Source organism: Sporosarcina sp. Y352, assembly GCF_056786535.1.
In genome coordinates, this window is record NZ_JBXCJE010000001.1 from 417,629 (window position 1) to 442,998 (window position 25,370).

A 25,370-nucleotide genomic window follows, 5' to 3' on the forward strand; every position below is an offset into this window, starting at 1 on the left:
TATTTTGATGGAGACACACTTTATCTACTGAAATCTCAAGAGAGCTGATGGATGGTGCAAATCAGTGATTTCTTTGTAGAGTAGCACTCCGGAATAGATAAGCCGAAACATTTAGTAGGTTTATCCGTCACATGCGCGTTAAGCATGCTAACTAAGACTGTCGCTTTTATTGGACAGTAAAAAGGGTGGTACCGCGTGAGTATTAGAGCTTTTCGCCCCTTACATTCATTTGTAAGGGGAGGAAGGCTTTTTTTATATTTATTTTTATTTCCATAATCGAGAGGAGAATGAAGATGTTACAAGACCAAATGCTACTACGAATTCCGGGACCGAGCCCCATCCCACCAAGTGTACAACGGGCGATGAGTCAACCAATGATCGGCCACCGGGGACAAGAGACATCGACTATGCTTAGAAATATCAAGCCTGGACTGCAAAAGGTTTTTGGCACGAGTCAAGACGTTCTAATATTGACCGGCAGCGGGACAGCAGGTTTGGAAGCTGCCGTTGTAAATATTGTCAATCCCGGCGATGAAGTATTAGTCATTGTAACAGGAGCATTCGGTGAACGTTTCACAAAAATTTGTGAAGCTTACAATATCAAGGTTCATAGTGTGAATGTCGAATGGGGACAAGCACTGGATCCTTTGCAGATTAAAGGTCTATTGCAAAATAACCCCGTTATTAAAGCCGTATTTTCTACATATTGTGAGACGTCAACGGGTGTATTGAATCCTATTAAGGAGCTGGCACAAGCAGTCCATGAAGTCTCGGATGCTTTAATCATTGTAGATGGCGTTTCTTGTGTCGGTGGTGTAGAGACGAAAATGGATGACTGGGGAATCGACGTATTAGTGACAGGTTCTCAAAAAGCGTTCATGCTTCCAGCAGGGCTCGCTTTTATCGCAGCGAGCGACCGCGCATGGAACATCATTGAAAACAATCCCCAACCTCGCTATTATTTGGATTTAATTAGATATCGTGACAATTTGTTAAAAGATACAACTCCATTTACACCTGCATTATCTTTGTTATTCGGTCTGGAACAAGTGCTTCAACTAATGGAGAATGAAGGATTCGAACAAGTGAACGCACGTCACACATTGATGATGAATATGACGCGCGCCGCTTTCCGTGCGTTAGGAATCCCTTTACTAACAAGTGACAAGGATGCCTCCCCCACTGTCACTGCCGTAAAACCGGATGACTTCGATGCAGAAGCGTTTAGAAAAGTCATTAAACAAGAATTTGGTTTAATTGTTGCAGGCGGACAACAACATTTAAGCGGCAAAATATTCCGTATTGGCCATATGGGTTACTGTTCACCGGCAGATGTTCTGCAAACGATAAGTGCAATGGAAATCGGCCTACTCAAAATCGGCAAAAAGATAGATTTAGGTAAAGGGACTGCAGCAGCACAGCAAGTCTACGTAAACGAAGGAGTGTTGGTCTAAATGACTTTTAATATACTAATCAGCGATCCATTAAGTGAAGATGGTATTTATCCGTTAAGACAAGCTGAAGGTTTGAACATCGTTATTGAAACAGGTTTCTCACCAGAACAATTGGCTGATAACATTAAAGATTATGACGCACTGCTTGTCCGTAGCCAAACACAAGTGACACGTGAAATCATTGAAAAAGCGACAAATTTGAAGATCATAGGACGTGCTGGTGTCGGCGTCGATAACATCGATTTGGATGCGGCAACTGAACACGGAATTATCGTCGTCAACGCTCCAGATGGCAATACGAACTCTGCTGCTGAACATACAATGGCAATGTTGATGGCTCTAGCACGTAAAATACCACAGGCATTCAATTCGTTGAAAAACCAACAATGGGACCGTAAATCATTTATTGGCGTTGAATTAAAAAACAAGACGCTAGGTGTTGTAGGACTAGGACGAATTGGAGCGGAAGTTGCTGCAAGAGCGAAAGGACAACGCATGAATGTCATTGCCTATGATCCTTTTTTAACTGAAGAAAAAGCGAAAAAAATGGGAATTACAGCAGGTTCTGTTGAAGACGTGCTAAAAGCCGCCGACTTCATAACAGTTCACACCCCACTTCTGAAAGATACTCGTCACATGATCAATAAAGAAGCATTCGACTTGATGAAAGATGGCGTCCAGATCATTAACTGTGCACGAGGCGGTATTATCGACGAAGATGCACTCTATGATGCCATTGTTGCTAAAAAAGTAGCAGGTGCTGCACTCGACGTTTTTGAAACAGAGCCATTTGTTGGTCATAAACTGCTGACACTTCCCGAAGTAATTGCAACTCCTCACCTAGGTGCAAGTACGATTGAAGCGCAAGAAAGTGTGGCAATCGACGTAAGCCAAGATGTTGTAACATTTTTAAACGGCGGAGCTGTCCAGAATCCTGTTAATCTGCCTTCCGTTTCTAAAGAAGCACTGGCCAAAGTTGAGCCATTCTTTAACTTAGTTGAAAAACTTGGTGTATTCCTGTCCCATTTAGCAGAAGGTGTCATTCAAGAGGTAAATATATATTACTCAGGAAATCTCGCAGAATCTGATGTCCGCCCTTTAACTCGAAACACGCTAAAAGGACTTTTAAAACGTAACCTCGGTACACATGTGAATGATGTAAACGCGAAATTTTTGGCAGACCGTTTTGACATCAAGGTAAATGAACATAAAACTTCAACATCTAAAGGCTTTTCAAATTTAGTTACTGTAGAAGTATCGACAACGAAAGGTTTAAGACGTGTTGCCGGAACTTTGCTTAACGGTTTAGGCGCACGTATTGTGAAAGTCGATGACAACCTCGTAGATGTTACACCTGAAGGTCACTTGTTGTTCATTAACCATAAAGATCAGCCCGGTGCCATCGGGCGAGTTGGAACGTTGCTAGCAATCGAAAACATCAATATTGCGACGATGCAGGTTGGTCGATCGAATGTCGGCGGAGATGCCATAATGATGCTAACCGTTGATAATCATGTTGAACAGAATAATGTTGATCGATTGAAAAAGCTTGAAGATATTTTCGATGTTATTGCAATAGACTTGTGAGTTTTATTTAGAAAACGGACTTACGTTATCACAAAATCCACTATTTCCATAAAAAGAACGAGCATCATTTTACATTGATGCTCGTTCTTTTTTCAGTATATAACTGATACATGTCTTTTGGTTAAAACGTTTTACGCATAGACTTCATGAGAAAGCTAACAATAATCACAAAAATTAGTGCCCCTATAATAGCAGGAACAATATAAAAGTCCGCAAGTTTAGGTCCCCAATTCCCCAGCAATCTTCCACCAATCCATGCACCAATTACACCAGCTATGACGTTACCTATGACTCCGCCCGGCAAATCTTTACCTAAAATGATTCCTGCAAACCATCCAATAATTCCGCCTAGAATTAAAAATAATATCAAACCCATACTGTACATCTCCTTTTAAGTAATTTGGATTTTCATGAATCATTATTCCAATGACTATAGTAATTGAAGCTCGGGAAGGAGAACTATACCTAAATCTCACACTAAATTAATACGCTTCAGAAACTATGATTATACCTTTTCGATAATATTCTCAAAAAAAGATCTATTCACAATAGTGAATAGATCCGAGAAATCCTTAAGTATGGAATTGTTTAGTCTCCAAGTTTCAAAGTCCTACGCGCCATAGGATTTCCCACTAGTTGACAGTTTACTTTTTCCTCAACTCTTCTAGTATGGGAAATAGTTCTTCTAAATGACATATCTCATAAGTGGGTATTACTTCTTCACTTGGTTGTTTATTCTCACGATTAATCCATACAGAACGCATTTCCACTCGAGAGGCACCTAAAATATCTGTCATCAAATTATCTCCAACCATGATTGCTTCATCTGCTTTTACATCAGTCTCAGTGAGTACGTGGTGGAAAATCGATGGATCTGGCTTTCCGATTCCAAATGCGCCCGAAATGATAATCTTTTCAAAGTAAGGTGCTATTTCCGAAGTGATTTCCAGTTTCGTATATTGTAAACTTGGAGAACCATTCGTCAGTAGAACGAGTTTGTATGTATCTTTCAATAGATCTAGCACTTTTAATGATTCTTCATATACAAACGGACTTTTTTTCCGTTCTTCGGGGAATAGTTCGGCTAAATCACTTCCAAGTTTTACATCGTCAATACCAAGCCGCTTAAGTCCCCTTGTCCACGCAACCTTCCGATAGCTTGGAACAATTTCTTTCATTCTCTGGAAGGAGTCGCCTTCATCATTAAAATTCCCCCAAAGACCTTCAAAAGGATTAATACCAATTGTTTGTGTGAATTCATATATATCATAAGTTTCATAAAGTTTCCTGGCTTCGAACCTGACAGCTTCTTCAAGTACCACCGGATCAATATCATGTTTCTGTGCGGCAATTTCACAGGTTTTCTTGAATGCAACTGCAACACTTTTATTATCCCATAGCAACGTATCATCCAAATCAAAAATAATTGCTTTAATCATAAATGACCATCCCCTATTTGTTTTATATATAAGTATACATTAGATTACAAATTCTTTATCCAAACTATAAATATCAGTTTGAGCAGCTTGTCGTTTAACTACTAAATGCTTTGCTTCATCCAAAGAAAAGGATAGCACCTTAGAGGGCTACCCTTTTCTACTTTCTAATTGAAGAAACGGTTACGCTTTTACCGGTTCAGTAACTTTGACTACCCAACCAAATGGATCTTCTACTTTTCCAGTTTGAATACCTGTGAGTGTATCATAAAGTTTTTTAGATAATTCACCGGTTTCATTATTATTAACGACCATTATATCATCGCCCCAATTAAGTTCTCCAATTGGTGAAACAACTGCTGCCGTTCCTGTTCCAAACGCTTCTTCTAACGTACCATCCATATGTGCTTGCATTAATTCTTCCATTGAAATTTTACGTTCAACGACCGGAATATCCCAGTGTCTTAGTAACTGAAGGATTGACTTTCTCGTAATCCCTTCCAAAATACTACCATTCAGAACTGGTGTTATGACTTCGCCGTTTATTTTGAAAAAGACGTTCATGCTACCAACTTCTTCAATGTACTTTCGCTCTACTCCATCAAGCCAAAGAACTTGTGAATAGCCTTTTTTACTTGCTATCTCCTGTGCTCTCAGTCCAGATGCATAGTTACCTGCTGTTTTTGCATTTCCCGTTCCGCCTGCTACTGCACGCACATATTCATTCTCAACTAGAATTTTAACCGGATGGATTCCTTCTGTATAATAAGAACCAACAGGTGAAAGAATAATGATAAATTTATATTTCTTAGATGGTGCAACACCAAGATACGGTTCTGTTGCGACCATGAAAGGTCTAATATAAAGTGAAGTCCCTTCCGTTTCTGGAATCCAGTCTTTATCAATAGTAATTAATTGTTCCAAAGCTTTGATTGCAATCTCTTCGTCGAAATGCGGCATACACAGGCGTTCACTCGATCTGTTCATACGTTTCATGTTTTCTTCCGGACGAAACAGCAGGACTTGACCATTCTGACCTACATAAGCTTTTAGTCCTTCAAATACTGTTTGGCCGTAGTGGAAAACCGTGGATGCTGGATCCAACTCAAGTGGTGCGTACGGAACAATTCGATGATCCGTCCAACCTTGTCCTTCACAATAGTCAGCCACAAACATATGGTCTGAAAATACTCTCCCGAACTCCAATTGGTCGGATGATGGCTGTTGTTTTTTCGTTTCGCTTAATGTGACTGTAATTGTACGGGTCGTCATAATATGTGCATCTCCCTATTCCTAATTTTCCGGCCATTCGCTCTGGCCATTTCCGTATAGTTGTCGATTAAAAGGAATACCTAGTTAAGCGACGTGTAACCACTTTAACCATATTCCTTTATTTGGATACAATCGACAAAATCATTATCTAATAATATTGATTATATCAACTTCTTTATAAATAAGCTATCTAATCCCTATAAAAAAATATTTGTAAGTGAAAATGTTTTTTAACGAAATTGCTGAGTTGATGAAGATCTTCCGGGCCACACTAAGGTTGAATCATCAATTCCATTTTAAAGGAGGAGCAAGAATGTCCAAACATTATTTCATCGGTATAAAAATACCATCGACTTTAGAAAATCATGTTGAGGGTTTCAGGAATAAATATGAACTTCAAACAGCTTATAAAGTGATTCCGCATTTAGAGGATTTGCATGTAACTTTGCTGTATATAGGACCCCTGCCAGAGCAACGTTTGCCTTTCCTAACGGATAGTCTTTCGGTAATTGCAGCTGGTCATAAACCCTTTCACATGCATATCAATGGATTATCCTATTTCGGTCCATCGTCTAGTCCGCGAGTCGTCTATTTGACTGTAAGTGAAACCTTGGAATTACCATCTTTACAAAGAGAAATTGAGATAACTGTCGCCAAACAACTTGATATGCCAATCTCGGATCGATTCACTCCCCACGTCACAATCGCAAAAAAAAGGAAGACGAAGGATAAACTGACCTTTCAAAATGAAAATTTTGCACCGATTGAAGTTCCAGTCCTCTCGTTTTCCCTGTTCACGATACATCCGGAAAAGTCTCCCAAATATGAAGTAATAAAAACGTTCCAACTGCAATCATAGGATGAAAACTAAATCATAAAACATATTACCTAGTGAAATTCAGGTTGAATTTCTAACCTTACTTGTTAATAGTCAAAAATAATTAGTATTATTGAAACCCAACGATTAGTAAGGATGTGAAGATATATGGATTTTTTTCATGGACAAGAAACACTCACGTCAATCCAGTGGATTTTAAGGGCAATAATTTCATTTCTCTTCTTACTATTCGCGACTAAAATAATGGGAGCACGATCTATTTCACAGTTGAGACTAATCGATTTCACCGTTGCTTTAATTCTCGGAAATATTATTGCTCACCCATTATCAGATGAAAAATTGGGGATGAAAGGATCCTTGATAACAACGACAGTGTTAATTGTCTTATACATCATTTTTATTTTTCTAAGTTTAAAATGGGACACATTCAGAAAATGGTTTGAACCTTCTCCTTATCCACTGATTAAAAACGGTGAAATAGTTTTTACGAATTTGGCAAAAGCAAGGATTACAATCGATCATTTATTGTCGGAACTGCGAAAAGAAAAAATTGATGATGTCCAAAACGTTGCTCTAGCACAATGGGAACCAGATGGAACCATTTCATTTTTCCTGTCACCTCAACTCCAAGCTTTGACTCGTGAAGACATACAATTGATTAAAAAACCATATTCTTTTCAAAGTATAATCATTAAAGAAGGAAAAATCGATTTTCAGGAGTTACATCATTTAGGGAAGGACAAACATTGGCTGGAAAATAAATTCACAATCTATAACGTGGAATTAAATGATGTTTTACTCGCTACACTTGATGATAGCGACGATATTAAAATTTATTTGTATGACTAATTCAGCATGAGTGGTAAATTCGAAGGGGTAACAAATTTGCAACTACAAAATTAAGAAGTACTTAAGATAATAAACCCAAATCGATGGTGACCGACACCGTGGTTCAATTTTCCGATTCAGCCATCTTTTTCACACGTTGTAAAAATTCCATAACAACTTTATCGTTGGAAAACAGTAAAAATAACTTCACATACCATTTTAAAGGACGATTCGTCATGGTATATGTAAAAGAGGTTCTATGCTCACTGAGCCTAACCAATTCATAATACGCTGTAATTTCAAACATATTAGCAAGCGTGAAACCGGCTTTCATCTTTTTTTCATTTGGTAAATCTTGATATTGCAATGTTTCTACTTCGTACTCCATCACGCGCTTACCTTCTTTATATTTTTGTAAATACACACTTCCTACTTTTTCTTCTGTTATTGTTATTGGTTTGTTATCAACCACTTGCGGCATAATTTTTCTCATATTTTCTGTAGTTCCATCAAAAAACTTCCAGACCTGTTCAATTGATGCATCAATCTCGATTTCTCTTGTCCATTTTTTCAATATAAAAACCACCTTCAAAGTTTTCCCGCCTACTAGTTAGTATCTAACTTTATCATACCAAATGACTAAACAATTATTTACTTCCGAAAAAAGGAAAACAGAAAAAGTGAACTCACCTCACTCATCTGCTTTCCTTGCTATCTGTCGGCCAGACTAGAGCACTTTACTTAAAAATGCTTTTGTCCGCTCATTTTCGGGATTATTAAATACTTGATCAGGAATACCTTCTTCTACGATAACTCCCTGATCCATGAACAGCAAGCGGTCACCCATCTCTCTTGCAAATCCCATTTCATGCGTGACAACGACCATCGTCATCCCTTCAATAGCTAGCTGTTTCATGACATCCAGCACTTCCTTCACCATTTCCGGATCGAGTGCAGAAGTTGGTTCATCAAATAGCATAATCTTTGGTTGCATCGCTAATGCCCTTGCAATCGCAACCCGCTGCATCTGCCCACCGGATAATTGTTCAGGGTATGAATTCGCCTTATCAGCAAGCCCAACCTTTTTTAACAATTGATGAGCCAAAAGTTCTGCATCAGCAGGATTCATTTTACGGATTTTTCTTGGTGAAATTGTAATGTTATCGATTACCCGCATATGTGGAAATAAGTTAAATTGTTGAAATACCATTCCCACGTCTTTTCGAATTTCATTGATATCCGTTTTTGGATCATTTACTTTTACGCCATCAATATAGACATTCCCAGCTGTGATGTCTTCCAATAAGTTTATACAACGTAAAAATGTGCTTTTCCCAGAACCGCTTGGACCAATAACGCAAATGACTTCCTTTTCCTTCACTTCATAATCGATTCCCTTTAAAACATCTAACTGCCCAAATGATTTATAAAGGCCTTGTACTTTAATCACTCGATCACCTTCCTACTTAACGCCTACTCGAAAATATTTTCTTTCTTTGTGTGGGAACATAACTATTACTGAACCGATTTTCAACATACGTAATAATTTTTCCAAAGATATACGTTAGACATAGATATAGAATGGCAACCGTGATATAGGGTTCCCAAAATCTTGAATAAGCTCCCGCGACTACTTTCCCTGCATATAATAAATCATTTGCAGCGATAATCGTGACTAATGAAGAATCTTTGAGAAGTGCAATTAATTCATTACCAAGCGGTGGAACCATTCGCCTAAAAGCCTGTGGGAGTATAATGTTTTTCATTGCAACATTTTGTGTCATCCCCAAAGACCTTGCTGCTTCCATCTGTCCTTTCTCAATCGACTGAATGCCCGCTCGGATAATTTCCGCATTGTATGCAGCACTATTTAAAACAAGAGCAAGTGCACCCGAAACAAAATAACCTAATGAGTGACCGAAAATCCCAGGAATAAGTGCTAAATGTATTAGTAGAATCTGTACGAGTAATGGTGTTCCGCGAAAGAAGTCTACATAGTATTTGGAAGGGTAATAAATCCACTTTTTCTTGGATAATTTCCCCATTCCTACGAATAGGCCTAATACAAAACCTCCCAAATAACCAACAATGGTAAGTGCTAAAGTAATTCCTATTCCACGAATGAACAATTCGCGATAGTTCCAAATCATATCCCATCTTATATCTAGGAAATCCAATTCAATCACTCCCATGTAATGACTTGCTGTATGCAAACCGTTTTTAATAAAAACGATTACTCAACATCAAATCCTGTGATTTCCTTCAATTCCCCAGATTCTTTTATTTTCTTTATTCCTTCATTTAACATTTCAAGTATTTCCGTATTCCCTTTTTTAACCATTAATCCATAATACTCTTTTTCGAAACTGTCATCTTCTATCGTTTTAACCTTTACGTTCGGATTATTTGCTTTGTAATCAATAATGACTGCATTGTCGCCTATGGACGCATCAGCATTTCCGTTGATCATTTCACTAATTGCTAGAGGCATAGACTCTGTTGCAACGATTTTAGAACTTGTATTCCCCAAAAGTTCCTTTGTCACGATATGACCCGTTGTATTGATTTGAACAGATACTCGTTTGTCTTTCAATTCCTCAAAGTTCGTGACTTTTGAATCTTCAGGAACTAGAATCAATTGATTTGCTATGAAATAGGGATCAGAGAAATCGTACGATTCCTTCCGTTCATCCGTAATTGTAATTGAAGAAACTGCGAAGTCTACTTCCCCACCTTTTAATGCTGGAAAAAGAGGCTCCCAACCATAGTTTTTAAATTCAACTTCAAAGCCCGCTGCTTCTGCAACCGCTTTCACGATATCAATATCGATACCTACGATATTACCTTTTTCATCCATGTACTCCATCGGCGCATACGTAGCATCTGTCCCGACTTTTAACACTCTTTTTTCGCTAGCTCCATCTGTCGATGTCCCAGAATCTTCCTCAGCTGTTCCGCAGGCAAATAATAGAATGCTTACACTTGCCAATAATAGTCCTAGAGTTAAAATGCGCAATTTTTTTGTCATTCTTTTTTCCCCCTTGTATTTTCGAGTTTTCGAACACAAACCGATAGAGTTATCCGAAAGTTCAGGATAGTAGTTTTATTATATACGAGTCGTCTTTCCTATACAATAGGGAGATTGGAGATATGAAGTTGAATTATTCAGGTATTTTTATAGTATAAGAGTCATGGATAAGAAATATAGTTAACACTTCGTCCATCGTGCGTTGAATCGCTTCGTAACTCAACGTAAGCTAACCATATTTGTAGCACTGGTAATATGCAGTTCATGCATCGGTCTAGTCATAGTCACATAAAGCAATTTCCGATCGATATGGTGATTGCGGAATGGCTCGTTAAAAGAGGCAACAATGACCGCATCGAATTCTAACCCTTTCGCCAAATGACTTGGAATGATGAGTAGACACTCATCGCTGATACCAGATTGTTCTCCGAGCAATTGGACTGGCATCCCGAACTTTTCCAGCTGGCTATGAATCTTCTCCGCATCTTTCCGTGTTTTGCAGATAAGCGCTACTGATTGATGTCCGCGTTCAATAATCCCATCATAGATGCCCTTAATCCTGACACTGTCAAACTCCGGCATATCGTAGAATTCAGGATCTCTCCCATGGCGTACGACAGGCTCTACAAGCGGCAAATCTTCATCCATCTGCGTAAGCACTTGATTGGCCAGATTCATTATTTCAATTGTTGTCCGATAGCTTTTTTGGAGTGTCGTATAAGTTGCTCGCGGAAATAATGTCTTAACAGGTTCCCATGATGTTAATGATCTATAACTATGGATTCCCTGGGCTAGATCTCCAACCATCGTAAACATATCTGTCTCTAGTCCATCTTGTAATGCAGCAAGCTGAAACTCGCTATAATCCTGTACTTCGTCAATGAAGACAACCCTCATCTTCCACTTATCCGCAACTCCTTTTAATAACGCATGCAAGTAATAAATAGCTGCTAAATCCTCAATTTCCCACGTTTCTTTTTTATGTGTTGTGAAAAAAGCCTCTCTCTCACTGTCGGACCACTCAGGCGCGAGCTCTGTTTGCAACTGCTTATTTGACAGCCAATCCCGATACAATTTTTTCACATTAAATTTTTTGAATCTACGCATGTAGGCGGAAGTAGTCGTTTTTCCTTCCTTTTCAATGATGGGAAGCCTTTCGTCACGCTCCTCCAGAATTCTTGTGAGCTTGGTTCTCCGTTTCTCTTCATCCCGAATTCCGTAAAGTGCATTATCAAGTGCGGCATCGTATTTTGTTGTCAGCATATTCATAAGCTGCTTCCGTTTTCGCTTTACGTCACCATCGATGATCATTTTAATCCGCTCAATTCGTTTTTCTACTGGCATATATGAAAAATCTTTGAGAAAGAGCTGTCTCAAACGGGAGGCTTTCACGATTCGATACTTTTCAATGTAGACATCTTCAAACTGTTGAGCCATGTCGAGTTCCAATTTTTCTACATAACGTTGCATCATTCCCCTGTAATGAAGTGAACCCTTTAAGCGTGTCACAAATAGCAAACCCTTTTCTAAGGTTTCAGATTCAGTTAGCAGTTCTAGCTTTGCATCCGGATCTGTCAGCTTCAGTTTTAGCCCTGTCGCGTTCAGCACGTATTCCGTGTACGTAGTCTGACAGATACGTCCTACTCCTAGTTCTGGAAGTACGTCCGCGATATAATCCATGAATAACTTACTGGGTGCCAAAATCATTAATTTTTCAGACGGAAAGTTTTCACCCATTGTATAGAGGAAGTAGGAGATTCGATGGAGAGCGATTGTGGTCTTTCCACTTCCGGCTGCCCCTTGTACAATTATGGGCTGTTTCAAATTTGCTCGAATGATGGCGTTTTGTTCACTCTGAATCGTCGATACAATTTCAGTTAGCCGTGTATCAGCTTTTCCCGCAAGTGCCTCCTGTAAAAGTTCGTCATTCGTTGTCAGATCCACATCACGGATATCAAGCAACTCGCCCTTTTCAATTCGGTATTGCCGTTTGGAATAAAGGTGTCCTTCGAATTCTTCATCTCTTACTTTATAAGAAAGAGCACCGAGTCTACCATCATAGTAAACATTTGCCACAGGCGACCGCCAATCAACAATGATGGGCTCCTGCGTTTCACGGTGGAACAAAGAAGTCTTGCCGATATAAAGCATTTCATCTGCTTCATCTTCCTTTTGAAAATGAATGCGGGCAAAATAGGGCTTTTGCTGAATCGCTTCAAGCCCTTCTCTTTGGGATCGGGCCATTTCAAAAAATCTAGCGTTTGTTAAAATGTTGATGTAGCTTAAACTAGAGTCTAAATAATCCAAGTCTGCCATGGACTGTCGTATCTGCTCTTGAGAAGATTTCACATCACGAATTGATTCTTCCAGAAGTTTTTGCATATATTGTTTTGTATAATCTAAACGTTCCGATTCAAATTCGAAATCAGGATGTTTCTGCATCATAACAGGCCCCCCATTTTACGTATTTGCGTCCTATCCTGTCGTTTCGTTTTGTTTCGTTTGACAGATTTTCGAGGAAATTGGATAGTATTGTATTTTATCATTGTTACCAACCCAGTGCAATCCACTTTTGCTCAGTACTAAAGCATTCAAAACTGGAAATGAATCATTAAATCTATTCTCCTACAAGGAAGCAAAGCCGTTCATCACTAAATGATGAACGGCTTTTCTGCTTCTATGATTGTTTAGTTTTCTGCAAATATAAAGTTACTGCCCATTAGTTGCTTACATTGTTTCTTCACTTCACTAACCTTTTTTGCCAAATCATATGTAGTTTGAAAATGATGATTCATTATACCGGCGATTGAAATTGTCAACAATGGAAACAACTCATCTTTTCCATGCCTATTTTTTGATGCAATCCATCCATTTTCAACGTCTTTCATATTATAGAACTGCTTAACGGATGCTTCGAACTGTTCTATAATTTGTTCGCAATACTTCACACTATTTTCTGAGGATACAACGGCGATGAAATCGTCTCCACCAATATGTCCTACAAATTCAGTCGGTAACACAATTCCCCTCAAAATATCAGCAAGTTTCATAAGCACTTTATCACCGTTTTCAAAACCATAAACATCGTTGAATGGCTTAAAATTATCTAGATCTAAATAAAGGATGCCATACCCATCTGTTGATTCAATACAGTGCTGCAACTGTTGCTCAATTAATAAATTCCCAGGCAATTCGGTTAGCGGGTTCATATGTTTCGCAAAGCTAACTTCAATTTCCATCGTTTTCTCTAACAATTCTTTCACAGTTACAATTCCATAATACTGTCCGTTCTTCGTTACGGTAATAAAGTCATATAAGTGTTTTGGATTTCTCTTCATCGCAAGTTCTGACACCTTGTGAAGGGGTGTATTGACATCCACTTGTAAAAAGTCAGGATCCATTATTTCTGTAATTGCCTTATTGCTATATAAACTATATCCATAAGGACCACTAATTTTAAAATGTAACTGATTTCGTGTAATGACACCCACCAACCTATTTTGATCAACGATGCAATAGCCCGGCAGAGTATGGTCTAGTTCCATTAATGATTTGACTTCATCGATTAACATCGTTTCGTCAAGCGTTTCTAAGGGAGTCGCTATTTGTTTCACGAATGTATCCGTTATTCGTTTATTAGACTTACTTTGTTTACGCTTGTTTTCATCTACTATCAATGTAATTACCTCTTCCCTTATCGGCAATAGGTTGGATTTTGGCTTCTGGACAAAGTAGCCTTGGCCAAAATGAACGCCTAATTCAATGAGCTTAGACAATTCTTCTGTTGTTTCAATTCCCTCTGCAATGATACTTATCTGGGAAATTGACGCAAATTCACATAAACTTTTCACAAGCGACTGTTTTGTTATATCACTATCAATATTGCGGATTAAATGCATATCCAACTTCATAAAGTGAGGGTGAATATCTGTTAATATATTCAAACCGGAATAGCCAGATCCTACATCATCAATTGCAATTTGATACAACTGCTCTTTATAGTGATTGATTGTATCTTTAAAATGCGACAGCCTGGAAATGGCTTCTCTCTCAGTTATTTCAAACACAATTCTTCCTGAATCCATATTAAATTTACTTAAATATTCTCTAGTAAAACCATGCCTAAATTTCGGATCACTCATTATATTTGGATTTACGTTTAAAAACAACTTACCTTCTGATTGAAGTTTATGAGCTGATTCCAATGCTTTTGAACGACATAAGTGTTCAAGCTTCCAAAGTTGTCCCTGTTCCATTGCATAAGTAAAAAGTTTTTCAGGGTTTTGTAATGGCGTATTAGCTGGCCCTCGACTTAAAGCCTCATACCCCAGTACCTCACCATCTTCTAAAGATATAATCGGTTGAAAGACCGTTTGAATGTCTTTATTACGAATGATGCTGAAAAGTAACTCTTGCAAATGATTTTCTTTTAACATGATCAATAGTACTCTCCCCATTCAATAGGTCATTATAATTAGTATATATACTATTCATTAATCCTTTGTCACAGGAAGGTAATTTTTACGTAAAGAATTTGTAAACTGATAAGTGACTTTCAACTTTTAATAGAATTACATAATAGTGCTCGTTGTGTAGGTTTACTGTCCATTGATTTTGTTTAAAAGTTCATATGCTAATAAGAATGAAGAAAGGAGGTTATTATATGGATAAGCATTATATTCCGGACTGCCATTGTCAAAAAACAAGTCATCACCATGATTTCGATCTTGATTACAAACATCGCTCGTGTTCGCGATGTTGTTCGCATAAATGTAGTCCACATCAAGGCTGTCATGATAGATGTACCTGCCACTGTCATCGTAGCCGTTGCAGTTGCCGTAAAGATTTATGCGATACTGATTTTTCAATTCGACTAAGCGGTTTACAAGACGGGTTAAACTTCCGCCTGCGTCAGCTACTATGGTGCGAAGCTGAGTTCGAGTTAGAAGCCGGAAATACAGTCAAAGGGACGATTGTCTCTGTAGGATCCAATTTTGTTGAAGTACTTGTAGAAGAAACCTTTCCGTTAGAAAGCCCCGACCATGTTGAAGAGGAAATAGATGAGGCTTTCGAGGAAGACTTGGACAAAGAGTCAACAGAGAAAAACCCTGAAGAAGAAAACGAACTTGATGAGGAGTATGAAGACAGAATACATGAAAAAGGTAAGTCTTGGATCTTTTCCGTTGATAAGATAGCAAATATTAAAGTGACTGGTTCTTGCCATCGTCAATGCACATGCTGTTAAATTTCTCAATATAAATAGCATGTCAGCCTAAATGAAGCGACACTTCATTTAGGCTGACTTTTTTATTTTATCGATTAATTGTAATGAGTGAAATCTTATCTATCGGGATGATATTTATTTCATCCTCCACTTTTAAAACAATCGTTTCTTTATTCACGTCTGTCAGAAGCCCTTCCACTGTTGAACCGTCAACTTTCACTTGAATTCGTTTAGCTTCTACTATAAGCAAATAAATATCTAAATGAATTCTGAAGAATAAGTGAATTAATTCTGGTGATGACGAAACGACCTCACCAAAGTTAAATGTTAAATTCCGACGTAAACAAGGATCTATCTCGGTTAATTTTGAATCAGGATAAGGCTCTGCATATCGCCCAGAAGGCTTAATGTTTTCAATTTGACTATAAGGCAAAATTGAAACAATTCCCTCTTCCTGTAGGACGACAAAAGTAAATCCAGCTAAGGTTACTATTCCTTCAATCGTCTCACTTAGTTGATTTGTAATTTCAACTCGTAAACCGATTAATCCGTCAAATACTTTTTGAAATGTTTCTTCTGGCGACCGCTCATCTGCTAATGCAAGATCCAGTAGCAGTTCATTTGCATCTCTAATTTTTTCAATAACTCTTTCTAAAACTTCTGGCGGCAGACAGTCCACGGGGGAAGGGAGTCGCGGAGAAGGAAATCGTTCTGGACAACATCGCTCTGGAATATAAAAATCATTTTTTTGTTCTTGTTCCATTTTCTCACCTCCTTTCTTAAGTCATTTATGTAGAAAAAAGAGAAGAATACTCTCTTCTCTTCTTTATTGTTCTAACGGGGGTAAGTGGTCATTCAGCTCACTGTGTACTCTTATAATCCCCCACATGCCTTGCTCAATGTCCCATTGAATATTTCCAGAACGGTACATATAATCTCCGGGGAAATTCCCGTAAGCACCGGCCCCGCCCAACAACTCTATGTTCCGTGTAGCCCCCGCTACGTTAAATCCAACAAATGATTCTGTTCGAGTATTAATATCCTTGGTATCAAAACGCCAGCGGTGACCATGAAGATGGAACGTATGCGACCTTCGTCTCTCTGCTGGCGTGACCAACCGAATTGTTACTGGATCCCCTGTATAACTTTCAAACAGCGGAGTAGCTGGATCACCGAACACATGTGAACTAAATAAATCGTGCAACACCGGATGTTTTTGATAACGATTAATTAATCGTTCGCTTCGATAATTAAAGCCCCTCGATCCTTGATCATACGTATCAACTACTTCTTCTTCAGCATCTATCGGTGGTAAGAGAATTCCAGCAATTGGGTCGAGAATAACCCGATCGTTTTTATCAAGCAGTCTTACTCCATCATGCATGATGATGACAAATTCCCTTATATCCGGTAAAAAAGGATTGCGTAAAATGACATTCGCTCCAGTTCGAACTGGCTTTAGTGTATATGGATCCAAATATTCCGTTCCCCTCGGTTCTGCAATAAATGCCCCGAAGGCACCTTGAGATTTGTGGTTTCGGATATCCGCCATATCCCACATGCCGCAAGCTCCTTGCGCGGAATCCACCCACCAGCGATACGTTCGTTTCTCACCCGGTCCGACGGTTTGGTCGCCATTGAACCCGACAGTTTCGCCTGCCGAGGTTTTCACATCATACTGAATCAATTGAGGATGCAGCGAGATTCGTAAAGACGGTGGATAAAAGGCTTGCTCTTTCACCTCTGGATAAGGATATATGCCATCTTTGAAGGGAAATAAATCGAGCTTCAATTGACTTGTCAACGTCACTTCTACTGTATCTCCGACATTGGCCCGTATGATTAACGGCTCTGGCCTTTTTGTGCCTTTTAAAATAGCATCCATATCTTCCTTGAGTGCAAAGATGATTCCATTCGGATCGTGATCACCGAAATCATTGTAAATAATCGGAAGTTGGAAAGCGACAATATCAAAATAGCGAATTGGTCCCTTTTCGACAGGAACTAACGTGGGGTCTTCCGCTTGCGGCGGCTTTGTTCCTGTACATTCAGGAAGCGGTTTTGTTCGCTTTAACGGCTCTGGTCGGTCCGGTAAAGGTATTAAATCCGGCACCTTTTCGTCAAATGCCCGAATTAGGCCCCAAAGTCCGTTCCATAAATCTTCTTCTGTCTCGAACGCCCACAAATAATCTCCAGCTCGTGGAATAAACGTTTCCATCGTAAACGATTCTGAAATACCGATATGCTGCTGCTCTTCCATATTAGAATTCATACTGCCGCGCTCCCTCATCCACCTCAATCCATGGACATTAAAGCTATGGGATTCTTCTTGAGCTCCTTGAAGGAGGCGAAAGCGAATCGAATCCCCTTCATAAGCCTTCAGTATTGGGGTAATCGGATCACCATTCACATAGGAACTGAACGTAAAAGCAGGGTCGCAATCCGGACCTAAACGAAATTGCAGTGGTTCGTTTTTATAATTTACACCGAATAATCCAGGGTCATCTTCAGAACCTGGAAACTTTGGCGGTTGGAGCGGTTTTCCATTTTTATCAAACAACAAGGCAAAATCCTGAACAAATAACACAAAGTCACGGTAATCAGGAATTAATGGATTAGTCGCAGTAACTTGTGTGCCATGAACGACTTCCTCTCCTGATGTTGAGTCGAGAAATTTCGTAAAGCGAGGATGAATAACACCCGATCCAAATACACCATGCTGTTGATGAGCATTTGGATATAAATGATCATGGAAGAACCATGCTTTTAATTCGGAATCTGCGTAATAGGAGTACTGTATTGTTTCACCCGGTAAAACGGAGGAATCATAATTCCATCCGACATTCGCTCCGTCATTCACAAGAACATCAAATTTGACAAAGTGGATATGGAAGCCAGTTTCGTACGTTCTTGTGACGAGTTGGAATGCATCACCATCGAGAATGTGTGGCAATTTGTTTGTGAAATTAATTCGAATGCAAGTATGTTCCGGTGAATGGATTACGAGAGGCTCCGGTTCTTTTTTACCGGAACAAATATCTTCTAAATCTTTATCGAGAACAAACATCCGTCCTTTTGGATCATGCCAACCTTGTTTGTTGTATGTGATTGGCAACTCGATTAACGAGATGTTAAATTCATTCACCGGTGCCTCTTCAGGACAAGGATCAACAAATACCGCGCCAGGTCGCGGATTTTCAATAGCCGCGTGACGCTCTAGTTCAGTCAATCCCCGCCCGCCTTTTATACCGAGTGGTGGCCGCGGCGCCTTGTGTCCAACTTTACCAGGAATAAAATTCGGGAATCCCGGTTTTAATTTTGTCGGCTTCGGCGGCGCTTTTCGGTCCGGCAATGGATGTAGCGATTTAATGGGAACACCATTAGGATAACACTGGCTTCCATCTTGAAGCGTATTAAAAACCCGGTTCATTCCCCACATTCCAACCGCAAAATGTGGATAAAGATGGCAGTGAATAATCGCATCACCAAAAGAACCTTGCAAACTACCTAAACCATACAGCGGTTCAATCGTGTAATGAGACTGTGGACTGGTCGCTTGCGCATCAAAAATTTCAGATTCGAGGTCTTGCGGATCGCTCAACCATTGATGAACATGATAATGAAAGACATGTGTTTCTTTTGCACCGCCGTGCATAACTCGAATTTTGGCAGGGTCTCCTACATATCCCCGCAAAATCGGTGTGGATGGATCGCCAAATACCCATGAATCATGGTGAACTTCTTCTCCTTCAGTATTTGGACCAACGACCCCTTCTGCGATAAGCTGTTGGCGCCTGTTTATCGGTTCAAATCGGTAATTAGCGCCGTGAAATGATTCCTCATCCTGGTTCGTTAAATGATTGATTGGACGATTCCCGGTTAAATCATCCACTTCCATTTCATCATGAAAAATCCAAGCATATTCCCGGAAGGAAGGTAAAATCGGATGATGAACATCAGCATACACGCCACTATTCATCAGCTTCCCAGTCTCAGGATCCGTCCACCAGGAAAAACGTTTCTCGACAAACAACGCTCCGAACAGACCGTTTGAATTGGAGCCATTTTCACTGCTAGACGGATTACCTAAATCAGAAAAGTAATATGTTCCTTCTTTTACAACTTGTATTCGATACAAAATCGAATCGAAAGGAGCTACTGTACTGTCTTTGTTTAATCCAACATTCGCTCCGTCAGCTTGGTCCACTTCATACTCTGCTTGTTGAAAATGCATACCTATGTTAAAAGATAGTTTATTTTCAAGCAAAATTTCAACTGTTTCTCCTTCATTCGCCCGAATCACAAGAGGCTGAACAATATCAACGGGAGTGAACAGATTTTTTTTCACTAATTCCTTTACTTTCTGTTCATTTTCTTTTAACACATACATCATTCCATTTGGATTATGATCGCCAAACGTATTTAAGACGATTCGAATCGGAATGGCTACTACATGGTACTTTCTTATCATAATGACGCCTCTTTTCTAACTAATCTTTTAAATTAGGAATTTTTGCTCCAATCCCCGTTTCAATATAGAACACATCAATTGCGTCGATATGCACATACCATTCTTTTTTCTCTAAAGCAGGTACTGATGTCGTTTGCACATCCAATACGACGATATCTCCAAGTATTTCTTTAATTTTCCCAATAAACATAAATGGAAATGATTCCGTCAGTATAAACACTCTTCGCCCAATATTTTTACTAAAATGATTGACTAGAGCTTCCTCTCTAGTGTCATTAACTGTGCTGGCTTCATTCTGGTTAGTCATTTACTCATCACTCCTCTATTATGCTAATGGGAACACCAAGTCACTAGGTACTTCAGTTGAATAAGATACAATTTGCTCAAGTGGAATACTAATTGGAAACGGGAATTTATAAAATGGAGCATTAACCATTTTAATGATGACAGGCGACAGCGTTATATGCCCTTGATGGACGTCGGAAATTGTTCCAGCAAAAACGGGCCGAAATACTTGCCCCAACAAGTTAAGCTGTACTGCCTTTGTAATAACAAGCACTTCTTCCCCCATCCACTTTTTTAAATCCAAAAATAATTTATCTTCGTTATGTTCCAATCATAAAGCCTCCCATTTTCAAAATTTATTACTTTTTTATTTGATTGTTTATTTAAAAATAGACTTCAACACTTTTTTCCATACAGGAAACAGCCCAATCGTAGACACGTATCGAATATCGCTTAATTTGATAACTTTCTCTTTCTTAAACAATTGAAGGTATAGCTCTTTTTTCGTAGTCTTCGTAATTTTTCCAATAAATGCTATTTCAGCTATTTTCACTTCTACCCACATTCCCCCCCATGAGTGAAGATTTGTTCGTAAAGATTCTTCAAAAAACTGTTTAATTAGCGCTTCCCTTTTAGCCACTGTCTCGCCGAATTGGAGCACAAGCTTTTGCTGTAATTGGTTATCATATATAAAGTGTTGATGGGTGTTTGAATAGGTAGGAAAACCGAAGGGAATGTTTGCGGATTCGATTGCAGTATAAGGGATCCAAATTCTTTTTTGAAGATTAGTTAGCATTACAAAGTCTCTTCCGATTGTTGCGACTTTCCCCTCTGTCGTCACATTTACACCTTTTTCGATAACAGAGGAAACTACCACTTGTTGATTTCGTTTCATTTTAAAAAACTGTTTCAACATAAGAGGCTTTCTGCGTTTTTCATCCCGATTAGCTACGTTAAATAAATTTTTCTGGCTATTGTATTCTGTAAGAATTCTCGTTTCTTCTAAGGAAACTGCACTTGTTGGAGACGAAAAGGAAGGAGGACTCTTCAATTCTTCCTCTGTCTTCTTTTCCTTCCCAAAAATTTCAAGCTCTTCTTGCACCATGTTTACCTCCAAACTACTCCTTTTTCATAATGAATGAATAACGAATGAATGAATGAATGGTTATAAATTAAAAATCGGAATATTTCACCTCCTTCAAGAGAATGCATCTGCAGTTCATTTTAATAGCTTCTGCAAATGGTCAGCAATTTCTTCGATATTCACTCGTTTATTACCTATTGCCATATCGTGATAAGCTCTTACTTGATCATTTGCATCCACTACATACATAGACGTTGAATGAGTTACAAATCCCCCCGCATCTTTTTCATAGAAAAAATTGAAGTATTGAGTAAACTTTTTTGTATCTACTTCCGAACCTCTTAAAAATAACCAATTGGGACTATCAATTTCAAAATTTTCCTTATACTGTATTATCCTCTCTTCCGTATCGTATTCAGGATCTAACGTGACTGCTAGGATAAGGTACTCATTTTCTGAAATACCTTTTTCCTTCATTAATTCCTGCAAATCTTTTAAGTCCCACATTGTAGTCGGACAAATGTCTGGACAGTTTGTAAAGAAGAAAGTAATTAGCTTCGGTTTTGTTTGAATGGATACATCTTTTCCACTCACTTCAGTCAGTGTCCACTCCTCTACTGTGCCAATTTTCGGCAAATCGATTGATTTTGGCCATAAGAAATAGAATGCAGTGAATCCGATTACGAATAAGAGTACACCTATAAATACTTTCACTAGAATTCTCCCCTCAGTCTCTTCATTTAAGGAAGTCAGATTACACCTTTAACGAATAGCGGATGAAATGACTTACGAGCGCATGAAGACAAGCAGTGAAAATAGCAAGACTATACATGTTTGTCGCAATCGTTGCTTCAGACTCGATTGGGATGTTGCACAGAGCTGGATTTTGAAGAACAGCACCGAGCATCATTCCCATTATCCCCCCCATTGCGCCGTTATAAATACCGTTTAGAGCGGCCGGGTCTTTTATTGTTGAACCAAATTTCCAACCGATAAATAACCCAACTACTATAGGAAGGAGATAAAAAGCCTTTAGATCTGCTGGAAGCAACAGTTTAAGGTACAGTGCCAAGACAAATGAAGCTATCATGGTGATGGCCATACACATCGTCTGCGTAAAACGATCATCAAATAATAAATGTTTCTTTTTAAAAATCCTATATACAGAACTTACTTCAACTATGTTCCAGATAAACAATAGGTAGATGAGTAGCAAGGCTGACATCACGACCTTCTAATTGAAATAAAAATAGTGAATAAACTTAAAACAAAAAAGCCGTGAATGAACCAGATAAACAACGATGGCATTTCTATAACTGTTCCGATCATCGGTGACATCAACCCAATGATTATTCCATTCGTTAAACCCGTCACAAACGTTTGATAATCGAATAACAGACCAAACAAGGCTCCAGTTAGTAATCCTGCCAGTGTGGAGATAACGGTAACTAAGGTGAAATGAAAGGGATATTGGAGTATCAGTAGTACACCAGACAGTAAAGCATTCATGCCCCCCATAACAATGCTAATATTCATCCCTAATTGAAACCCAATAAGCTTCTTAATTCCACGTAAATACAAATAAAAAACAAGAAATATGCATATATCCACATACATAAAAACTAAGATTGCAGTTTCAGACATGGCCCCACCTCTACATAAGTAATGCTATAGGAGGTGCAAAAGAAACTTGTCCAATGGATTAACCATAGTAACCCTATCAATTCACATCCCCTCTACATAGACTATGTTGTGAAGGAATTTATTAAATAATTTCTAAACGATTTATATATTTAGAGGAGGAGTTTTATGGAAGTCGGACCCATTAATGCGTTTGATGGATTCCCTGTTTGGTATAAAGATGAGAATGGTTTACGCCTTCAACTAAACGTTGACCCTACTGACCCATTCTCTGGCATTACACCTGCTGATTTACCTGATCCAGCACAACCCGTTTCTTTTCCTGACAATTATCCAGGGGAAGCTTTTTATCATCAAGTCGAAGCTGAAATGACTACGGGTACAGGTGAAAGAGCGAGGCTCGTTTTAGCATTAGAAGCTGCATTTGTGAATGAAGTGCCGAGGGTCGAGGAACAAGTTGTATTTGGTAGAGTTCGTATTCGTATTTTCGGATTACGACCAAATGCGGAGTATACCGTCACTCACCCGTACGGAGTCGATACATTCATCGCGGAATCTGACGATGGAACTGCCGAAATTAATTTCACAGAAGATATTGGAGGATTTAACGGAGGAGATTTTGAACTTGCACTGAAAAGCCGTGTATTTCCATTTTTACAATGGGATCCAAATATAGCACCTGCAGCGCCTGAAGGTTATATTGGCGATCCAAATGTTCCACACGAAATAGTAGGCAGCTTGTTTGTGGATCAATTTGGGCAACCTCAAAATTTCTTCAGGATTGAAGGTTCTGGAATCGGTATAGGGTCACCGGATCGTTCAACAACACCAGGGCTTTCTCCTGATAATTCTATTGAAACTAAAAATTTTACAGTTGTTGGTAAAATTTCAACAATCTCAGGTGTTGATGTTTTGAGAGCCACTTTTACACAAACCGCAAGTACGGACGGATTAATAGATGTTTTTGCCACATCAGATGATATCGCTCAAATTATTGAAGTGACTGGTAACGGCATTAATCCAACGCAATTACAAGGCAGTAATGGACACTATTTTGCACGTGTTGGATATTCTGGTGAAACGCCTCCCACTTCGATTACTGTCACTAATCTAACTGATAATCCAAACAGTATAAAAGAAGTAGTACCTGTAGATTTTATTACTGCGTCCGCTAATTTTGATACGGATTCGCAAAACCTTTCGATTACAGCTTCATCAAGTGATTCTGTTCGGACGCCTATTATATCTGTCTCGGATTTTGGATTGGGAGAACTAACCATTCCTTCAGAAGGAACTCTTAATACGAATCTAACGTTTACACCACCTCATGTAATCATTACGTCTTCAGCTGGAGGCGAAAGAACGATACCCGTATCAGTAACAGGTTTACCGAATGGTCCGATTCCAGTAACAGCCCATGCTGGTGATGACCAAACAGTCCTATTCGGTTCACCAGTTACACTTAATGGCCTCAATTCTACTGGTATCATTACTACTTTTAGTTGGACTCAACTATCGGGGACCGAAATCACTCTAGAAGCCGCGAATACGGCAACTCCAACTTTTACAGCGCCAAGTTCCGAAACAACACTACTATTTGAATTAACCGTCGATGGAGAAGGAGGACCTTCCAAAGATACAGTAGTCGTCGACATTATCGAATTTGCCTCAATACCGATTGCCAATGCAGGACCAAACCAAAGTGTCCAACAGGGAGAAGTTGTTACGTTGTCTGGGAGTGCAACTGGTACTGTGACAAACTATCAGTGGGAACAAATCTCAGGTCCTATAGTTCAGTTAACAAATGCAAATACGGCAACAGCAACATTTCAATTTCCCAATCAAACAGCTCCACTTTCTTTTCGACTAACAGTTAACGGACCCGGAGGAACTTCATTCGACGAAATCCAAGTGACGACTGTCCCCTTAATTCTTTCAATAACTCGTGCTGAATTTCGATCAAGAGATGCGGAATGGCGAATTAGTGGAAATTCAGATGTCATTGGAATTGGAGCTACTATTTCTATCTATATTGGCAATTCGTTGAGCGGTCTCCTCCTTTCTCAAGTGGCGGTTGATGCACTGGGAGAATGGGCGTATCGAATAGAAGATTCTATTGTGCAACCCGACGAAACGAGAGCAGTTTCTATTCAATCCAGCTCAAGTGCAACACTCATAAATGTTCCACTCGATATTAGAAGGTAACAGCGATGAAGGTAAAG

General features: G+C 39.1%; 23 protein-coding genes and 1 other annotated feature (1 of these 24 cut by a window edge). Of the genes, 6 read left to right on the plus strand and 17 right to left on the minus strand.

Going from position 1 to position 25,370, the window contains the following annotated elements:
* Positions 1-223 (plus strand) — a binding site (T-box leader) (it extends 5 nt beyond the left edge of the window).
* A 70-nt stretch (positions 224-293) separates the two neighbouring features.
* Positions 294-1,454 (plus strand): pyridoxal-phosphate-dependent aminotransferase family protein, encoded by a 1,161-nt coding sequence (locus tag AC1TO6_RS02200; RefSeq protein WP_482099962.1) that lies wholly within the window; start codon positions 294-296, stop codon positions 1,452-1,454.
* Positions 1,455-3,041, plus strand: a complete 1,587-nt coding sequence (gene serA / locus AC1TO6_RS02205) for a phosphoglycerate dehydrogenase (RefSeq protein WP_482099963.1) — start codon at positions 1,455-1,457, stop codon at positions 3,039-3,041.
* A 121-nt stretch (positions 3,042-3,162) separates the two neighbouring features.
* Here the strand turns inward: serA and AC1TO6_RS02210 are convergent, their stop codons facing one another.
* The 3 genes from AC1TO6_RS02210 to AC1TO6_RS02220 form a co-directional block, all read right to left on the minus strand.
* The gene (locus AC1TO6_RS02210) at positions 3,163-3,417 is read right to left on the minus strand and encodes a GlsB/YeaQ/YmgE family stress response membrane protein (RefSeq protein ID WP_482099964.1); all 255 of its coding nucleotides are present in this window, start codon (positions 3,415-3,417) and stop codon (positions 3,163-3,165) included.
* A 268-nt stretch (positions 3,418-3,685) separates the two neighbouring features.
* Positions 3,686-4,480 (minus strand): HAD family hydrolase, encoded by a 795-nt coding sequence (locus AC1TO6_RS02215; protein ID WP_482099965.1) that lies wholly within the window; start codon positions 4,478-4,480, stop codon positions 3,686-3,688.
* A gap of 180 nt (positions 4,481-4,660) precedes the next feature.
* Positions 4,661-5,749, minus strand: coding sequence for a branched-chain amino acid aminotransferase (locus AC1TO6_RS02220; RefSeq protein WP_482099966.1), 1,089 nt, complete (start codon positions 5,747-5,749; stop codon positions 4,661-4,663).
* A gap of 313 nt (positions 5,750-6,062) precedes the next feature.
* On the opposite strand from AC1TO6_RS02220, the gene thpR reads away from it, so the two are divergent.
* Both thpR and AC1TO6_RS02230 read left to right on the plus strand, forming a co-directional pair.
* Entirely contained in the window at positions 6,063-6,608 is a 546-nt protein-coding gene (gene thpR / locus AC1TO6_RS02225) for an RNA 2',3'-cyclic phosphodiesterase (RefSeq protein WP_482099967.1), read from the plus strand.
* A gap of 126 nt (positions 6,609-6,734) precedes the next feature.
* On the plus strand, positions 6,735-7,436 hold the full coding sequence (locus AC1TO6_RS02230; RefSeq protein ID WP_482099968.1) for a DUF421 domain-containing protein: 702 nt from the start codon (positions 6,735-6,737) through the stop codon (positions 7,434-7,436).
* A gap of 103 nt (positions 7,437-7,539) precedes the next feature.
* Here AC1TO6_RS02230 and AC1TO6_RS02235 read toward each other — a convergent pair whose 3' ends face one another.
* The 6 genes from AC1TO6_RS02235 to AC1TO6_RS02260 all read right to left on the minus strand — a co-directional run bounded on the left by AC1TO6_RS02235 (position 7,540) and on the right by AC1TO6_RS02260 (position 14,879).
* A complete protein-coding gene (locus AC1TO6_RS02235; RefSeq protein ID WP_482099969.1) occupies positions 7,540-7,989 on the minus strand; it encodes an SRPBCC family protein in 450 nt (149 codons plus the stop codon).
* 153 nt (positions 7,990-8,142) lie between these two features.
* Positions 8,143-8,865 (minus strand): amino acid ABC transporter ATP-binding protein, encoded by a 723-nt coding sequence (locus AC1TO6_RS02240; protein WP_482099970.1) that lies wholly within the window; start codon positions 8,863-8,865, stop codon positions 8,143-8,145.
* Between the two features lie 16 nt (positions 8,866-8,881).
* Positions 8,882-9,592: an amino acid ABC transporter permease gene (locus AC1TO6_RS02245; protein ID WP_482099971.1), complete on the minus strand. Its 711-nt coding sequence runs from the start codon at positions 9,590-9,592 to the stop codon at positions 8,882-8,884.
* 56 nt (positions 9,593-9,648) lie between these two features.
* Complete coding sequence (locus AC1TO6_RS02250) at positions 9,649-10,443, minus strand: basic amino acid ABC transporter substrate-binding protein (protein WP_482099972.1); 795 nt, start codon at positions 10,441-10,443, stop codon at positions 9,649-9,651.
* Between the two features lie 219 nt (positions 10,444-10,662).
* On the minus strand, positions 10,663-12,888 hold the full coding sequence (gene helD / locus AC1TO6_RS02255; protein ID WP_482099973.1) for an RNA polymerase recycling motor HelD: 2,226 nt from the start codon (positions 12,886-12,888) through the stop codon (positions 10,663-10,665).
* A 242-nt stretch (positions 12,889-13,130) separates the two neighbouring features.
* On the minus strand, positions 13,131-14,879 hold the full coding sequence (locus AC1TO6_RS02260) for an EAL domain-containing protein (protein WP_482100118.1): 1,749 nt from the start codon (positions 14,877-14,879) through the stop codon (positions 13,131-13,133).
* 227 nt (positions 14,880-15,106) lie between these two features.
* On the opposite strand from AC1TO6_RS02260, the gene AC1TO6_RS02265 reads away from it, so the two are divergent.
* The gene (locus AC1TO6_RS02265; RefSeq protein WP_482099974.1) at positions 15,107-15,688 is read left to right on the plus strand and encodes a hypothetical protein; all 582 of its coding nucleotides are present in this window, start codon (positions 15,107-15,109) and stop codon (positions 15,686-15,688) included.
* A 67-nt stretch (positions 15,689-15,755) separates the two neighbouring features.
* Here AC1TO6_RS02265 and AC1TO6_RS02270 read toward each other — a convergent pair whose 3' ends face one another.
* The 8 genes from AC1TO6_RS02270 to AC1TO6_RS02305 form a co-directional block, all read right to left on the minus strand.
* On the minus strand, positions 15,756-16,430 hold the full coding sequence (locus AC1TO6_RS02270) for a hypothetical protein (RefSeq protein WP_482099975.1): 675 nt from the start codon (positions 16,428-16,430) through the stop codon (positions 15,756-15,758).
* A 63-nt stretch (positions 16,431-16,493) separates the two neighbouring features.
* Complete coding sequence (locus AC1TO6_RS02275) at positions 16,494-20,138, minus strand: multicopper oxidase domain-containing protein (RefSeq protein ID WP_482099976.1); 3,645 nt, start codon at positions 20,136-20,138, stop codon at positions 16,494-16,496.
* A gap of 19 nt (positions 20,139-20,157) precedes the next feature.
* A complete protein-coding gene (locus tag AC1TO6_RS02280; protein WP_482099977.1) occupies positions 20,158-20,445 on the minus strand; it encodes a hypothetical protein in 288 nt (95 codons plus the stop codon).
* An 18-nt stretch (positions 20,446-20,463) separates the two neighbouring features.
* The gene (locus AC1TO6_RS02285; RefSeq protein ID WP_482099978.1) at positions 20,464-20,754 is read right to left on the minus strand and encodes a hypothetical protein; all 291 of its coding nucleotides are present in this window, start codon (positions 20,752-20,754) and stop codon (positions 20,464-20,466) included.
* A gap of 48 nt (positions 20,755-20,802) precedes the next feature.
* On the minus strand, positions 20,803-21,528 hold the full coding sequence (locus AC1TO6_RS02290; RefSeq protein WP_482099979.1) for a hypothetical protein: 726 nt from the start codon (positions 21,526-21,528) through the stop codon (positions 20,803-20,805).
* A 114-nt stretch (positions 21,529-21,642) separates the two neighbouring features.
* Positions 21,643-22,221, minus strand: coding sequence for an SCO family protein (locus AC1TO6_RS02295; RefSeq protein ID WP_482099980.1), 579 nt, complete (start codon positions 22,219-22,221; stop codon positions 21,643-21,645).
* A gap of 40 nt (positions 22,222-22,261) precedes the next feature.
* Entirely contained in the window at positions 22,262-22,732 is a 471-nt protein-coding gene (locus AC1TO6_RS02300; protein ID WP_482099981.1) for a hypothetical protein, read from the minus strand.
* Entirely contained in the window at positions 22,732-23,151 is a 420-nt protein-coding gene (locus AC1TO6_RS02305) for a hypothetical protein (protein WP_482099982.1), read from the minus strand. Before AC1TO6_RS02305 ends, AC1TO6_RS02300 begins: the two co-directional genes overlap by 1 nt.
* A gap of 165 nt (positions 23,152-23,316) precedes the next feature.
* Between AC1TO6_RS02305 and AC1TO6_RS02310 the strand changes: the two genes are divergently transcribed.
* Positions 23,317-25,353, plus strand: a complete 2,037-nt coding sequence (locus AC1TO6_RS02310; RefSeq protein ID WP_482099983.1) for a PKD domain-containing protein — start codon at positions 23,317-23,319, stop codon at positions 25,351-25,353.
* Positions 25,354-25,370: the final 17 nt, after the last annotated feature.

Excerpts from the sequence above, each read along its gene's own strand:
- AC1TO6_RS02280 (WP_482099977.1), bottom strand. The coding sequence starts at position 20,445 with ATGACTAACCAGAATGAAGCCAGCACAGTTAATGACACTAGAGAGGAA.
- serA (WP_482099963.1), top strand. The coding sequence starts at position 1,455 with ATGACTTTTAATATACTAATCAGCGATCCATTAAGTGAAGATGGTATT.
- AC1TO6_RS02215 (WP_482099965.1), bottom strand. The coding sequence starts at position 4,480 with ATGATTAAAGCAATTATTTTTGATTTGGATGATACGTTGCTATGGGAT.
- AC1TO6_RS02260 (WP_482100118.1), bottom strand. The coding sequence starts at position 14,879 with ATGTTAAAAGAAAATCATTTGCAAGAGTTACTTTTCAGCATCATTCGT.
- helD (WP_482099973.1), bottom strand. The coding sequence starts at position 12,888 with ATGATGCAGAAACATCCTGATTTCGAATTTGAATCGGAACGTTTAGAT.
- AC1TO6_RS02250 (WP_482099972.1), bottom strand. The coding sequence starts at position 10,443 with ATGACAAAAAAATTGCGCATTTTAACTCTAGGACTATTATTGGCAAGT.
- AC1TO6_RS02210 (WP_482099964.1), bottom strand. The coding sequence starts at position 3,417 with ATGGGTTTGATATTATTTTTAATTCTAGGCGGAATTATTGGATGGTTT.
- AC1TO6_RS02230 (WP_482099968.1), top strand. The coding sequence starts at position 6,735 with ATGGATTTTTTTCATGGACAAGAAACACTCACGTCAATCCAGTGGATT.
- AC1TO6_RS02275 (WP_482099976.1), bottom strand. The coding sequence starts at position 20,138 with ATGATAAGAAAGTACCATGTAGTAGCCATTCCGATTCGAATCGTCTTA.
- AC1TO6_RS02265 (WP_482099974.1), top strand. The coding sequence starts at position 15,107 with ATGGATAAGCATTATATTCCGGACTGCCATTGTCAAAAAACAAGTCAT.
- AC1TO6_RS02270 (WP_482099975.1), bottom strand. The coding sequence starts at position 16,430 with ATGGAACAAGAACAAAAAAATGATTTTTATATTCCAGAGCGATGTTGT.
- AC1TO6_RS02290 (WP_482099979.1), bottom strand. The coding sequence starts at position 21,528 with ATGGTGCAAGAAGAGCTTGAAATTTTTGGGAAGGAAAAGAAGACAGAG.
- AC1TO6_RS02310 (WP_482099983.1), top strand. The coding sequence starts at position 23,317 with ATGGAAGTCGGACCCATTAATGCGTTTGATGGATTCCCTGTTTGGTAT.
- AC1TO6_RS02200 (WP_482099962.1), top strand. The coding sequence starts at position 294 with ATGTTACAAGACCAAATGCTACTACGAATTCCGGGACCGAGCCCCATC.
- AC1TO6_RS02305 (WP_482099982.1), bottom strand. The coding sequence starts at position 23,151 with ATGTCTGAAACTGCAATCTTAGTTTTTATGTATGTGGATATATGCATA.
- AC1TO6_RS02300 (WP_482099981.1), bottom strand. The coding sequence starts at position 22,732 with ATGTCAGCCTTGCTACTCATCTACCTATTGTTTATCTGGAACATAGTT.
- AC1TO6_RS02220 (WP_482099966.1), bottom strand. The coding sequence starts at position 5,749 with ATGACGACCCGTACAATTACAGTCACATTAAGCGAAACGAAAAAACAA.
- thpR (WP_482099967.1), top strand. The coding sequence starts at position 6,063 with ATGTCCAAACATTATTTCATCGGTATAAAAATACCATCGACTTTAGAA.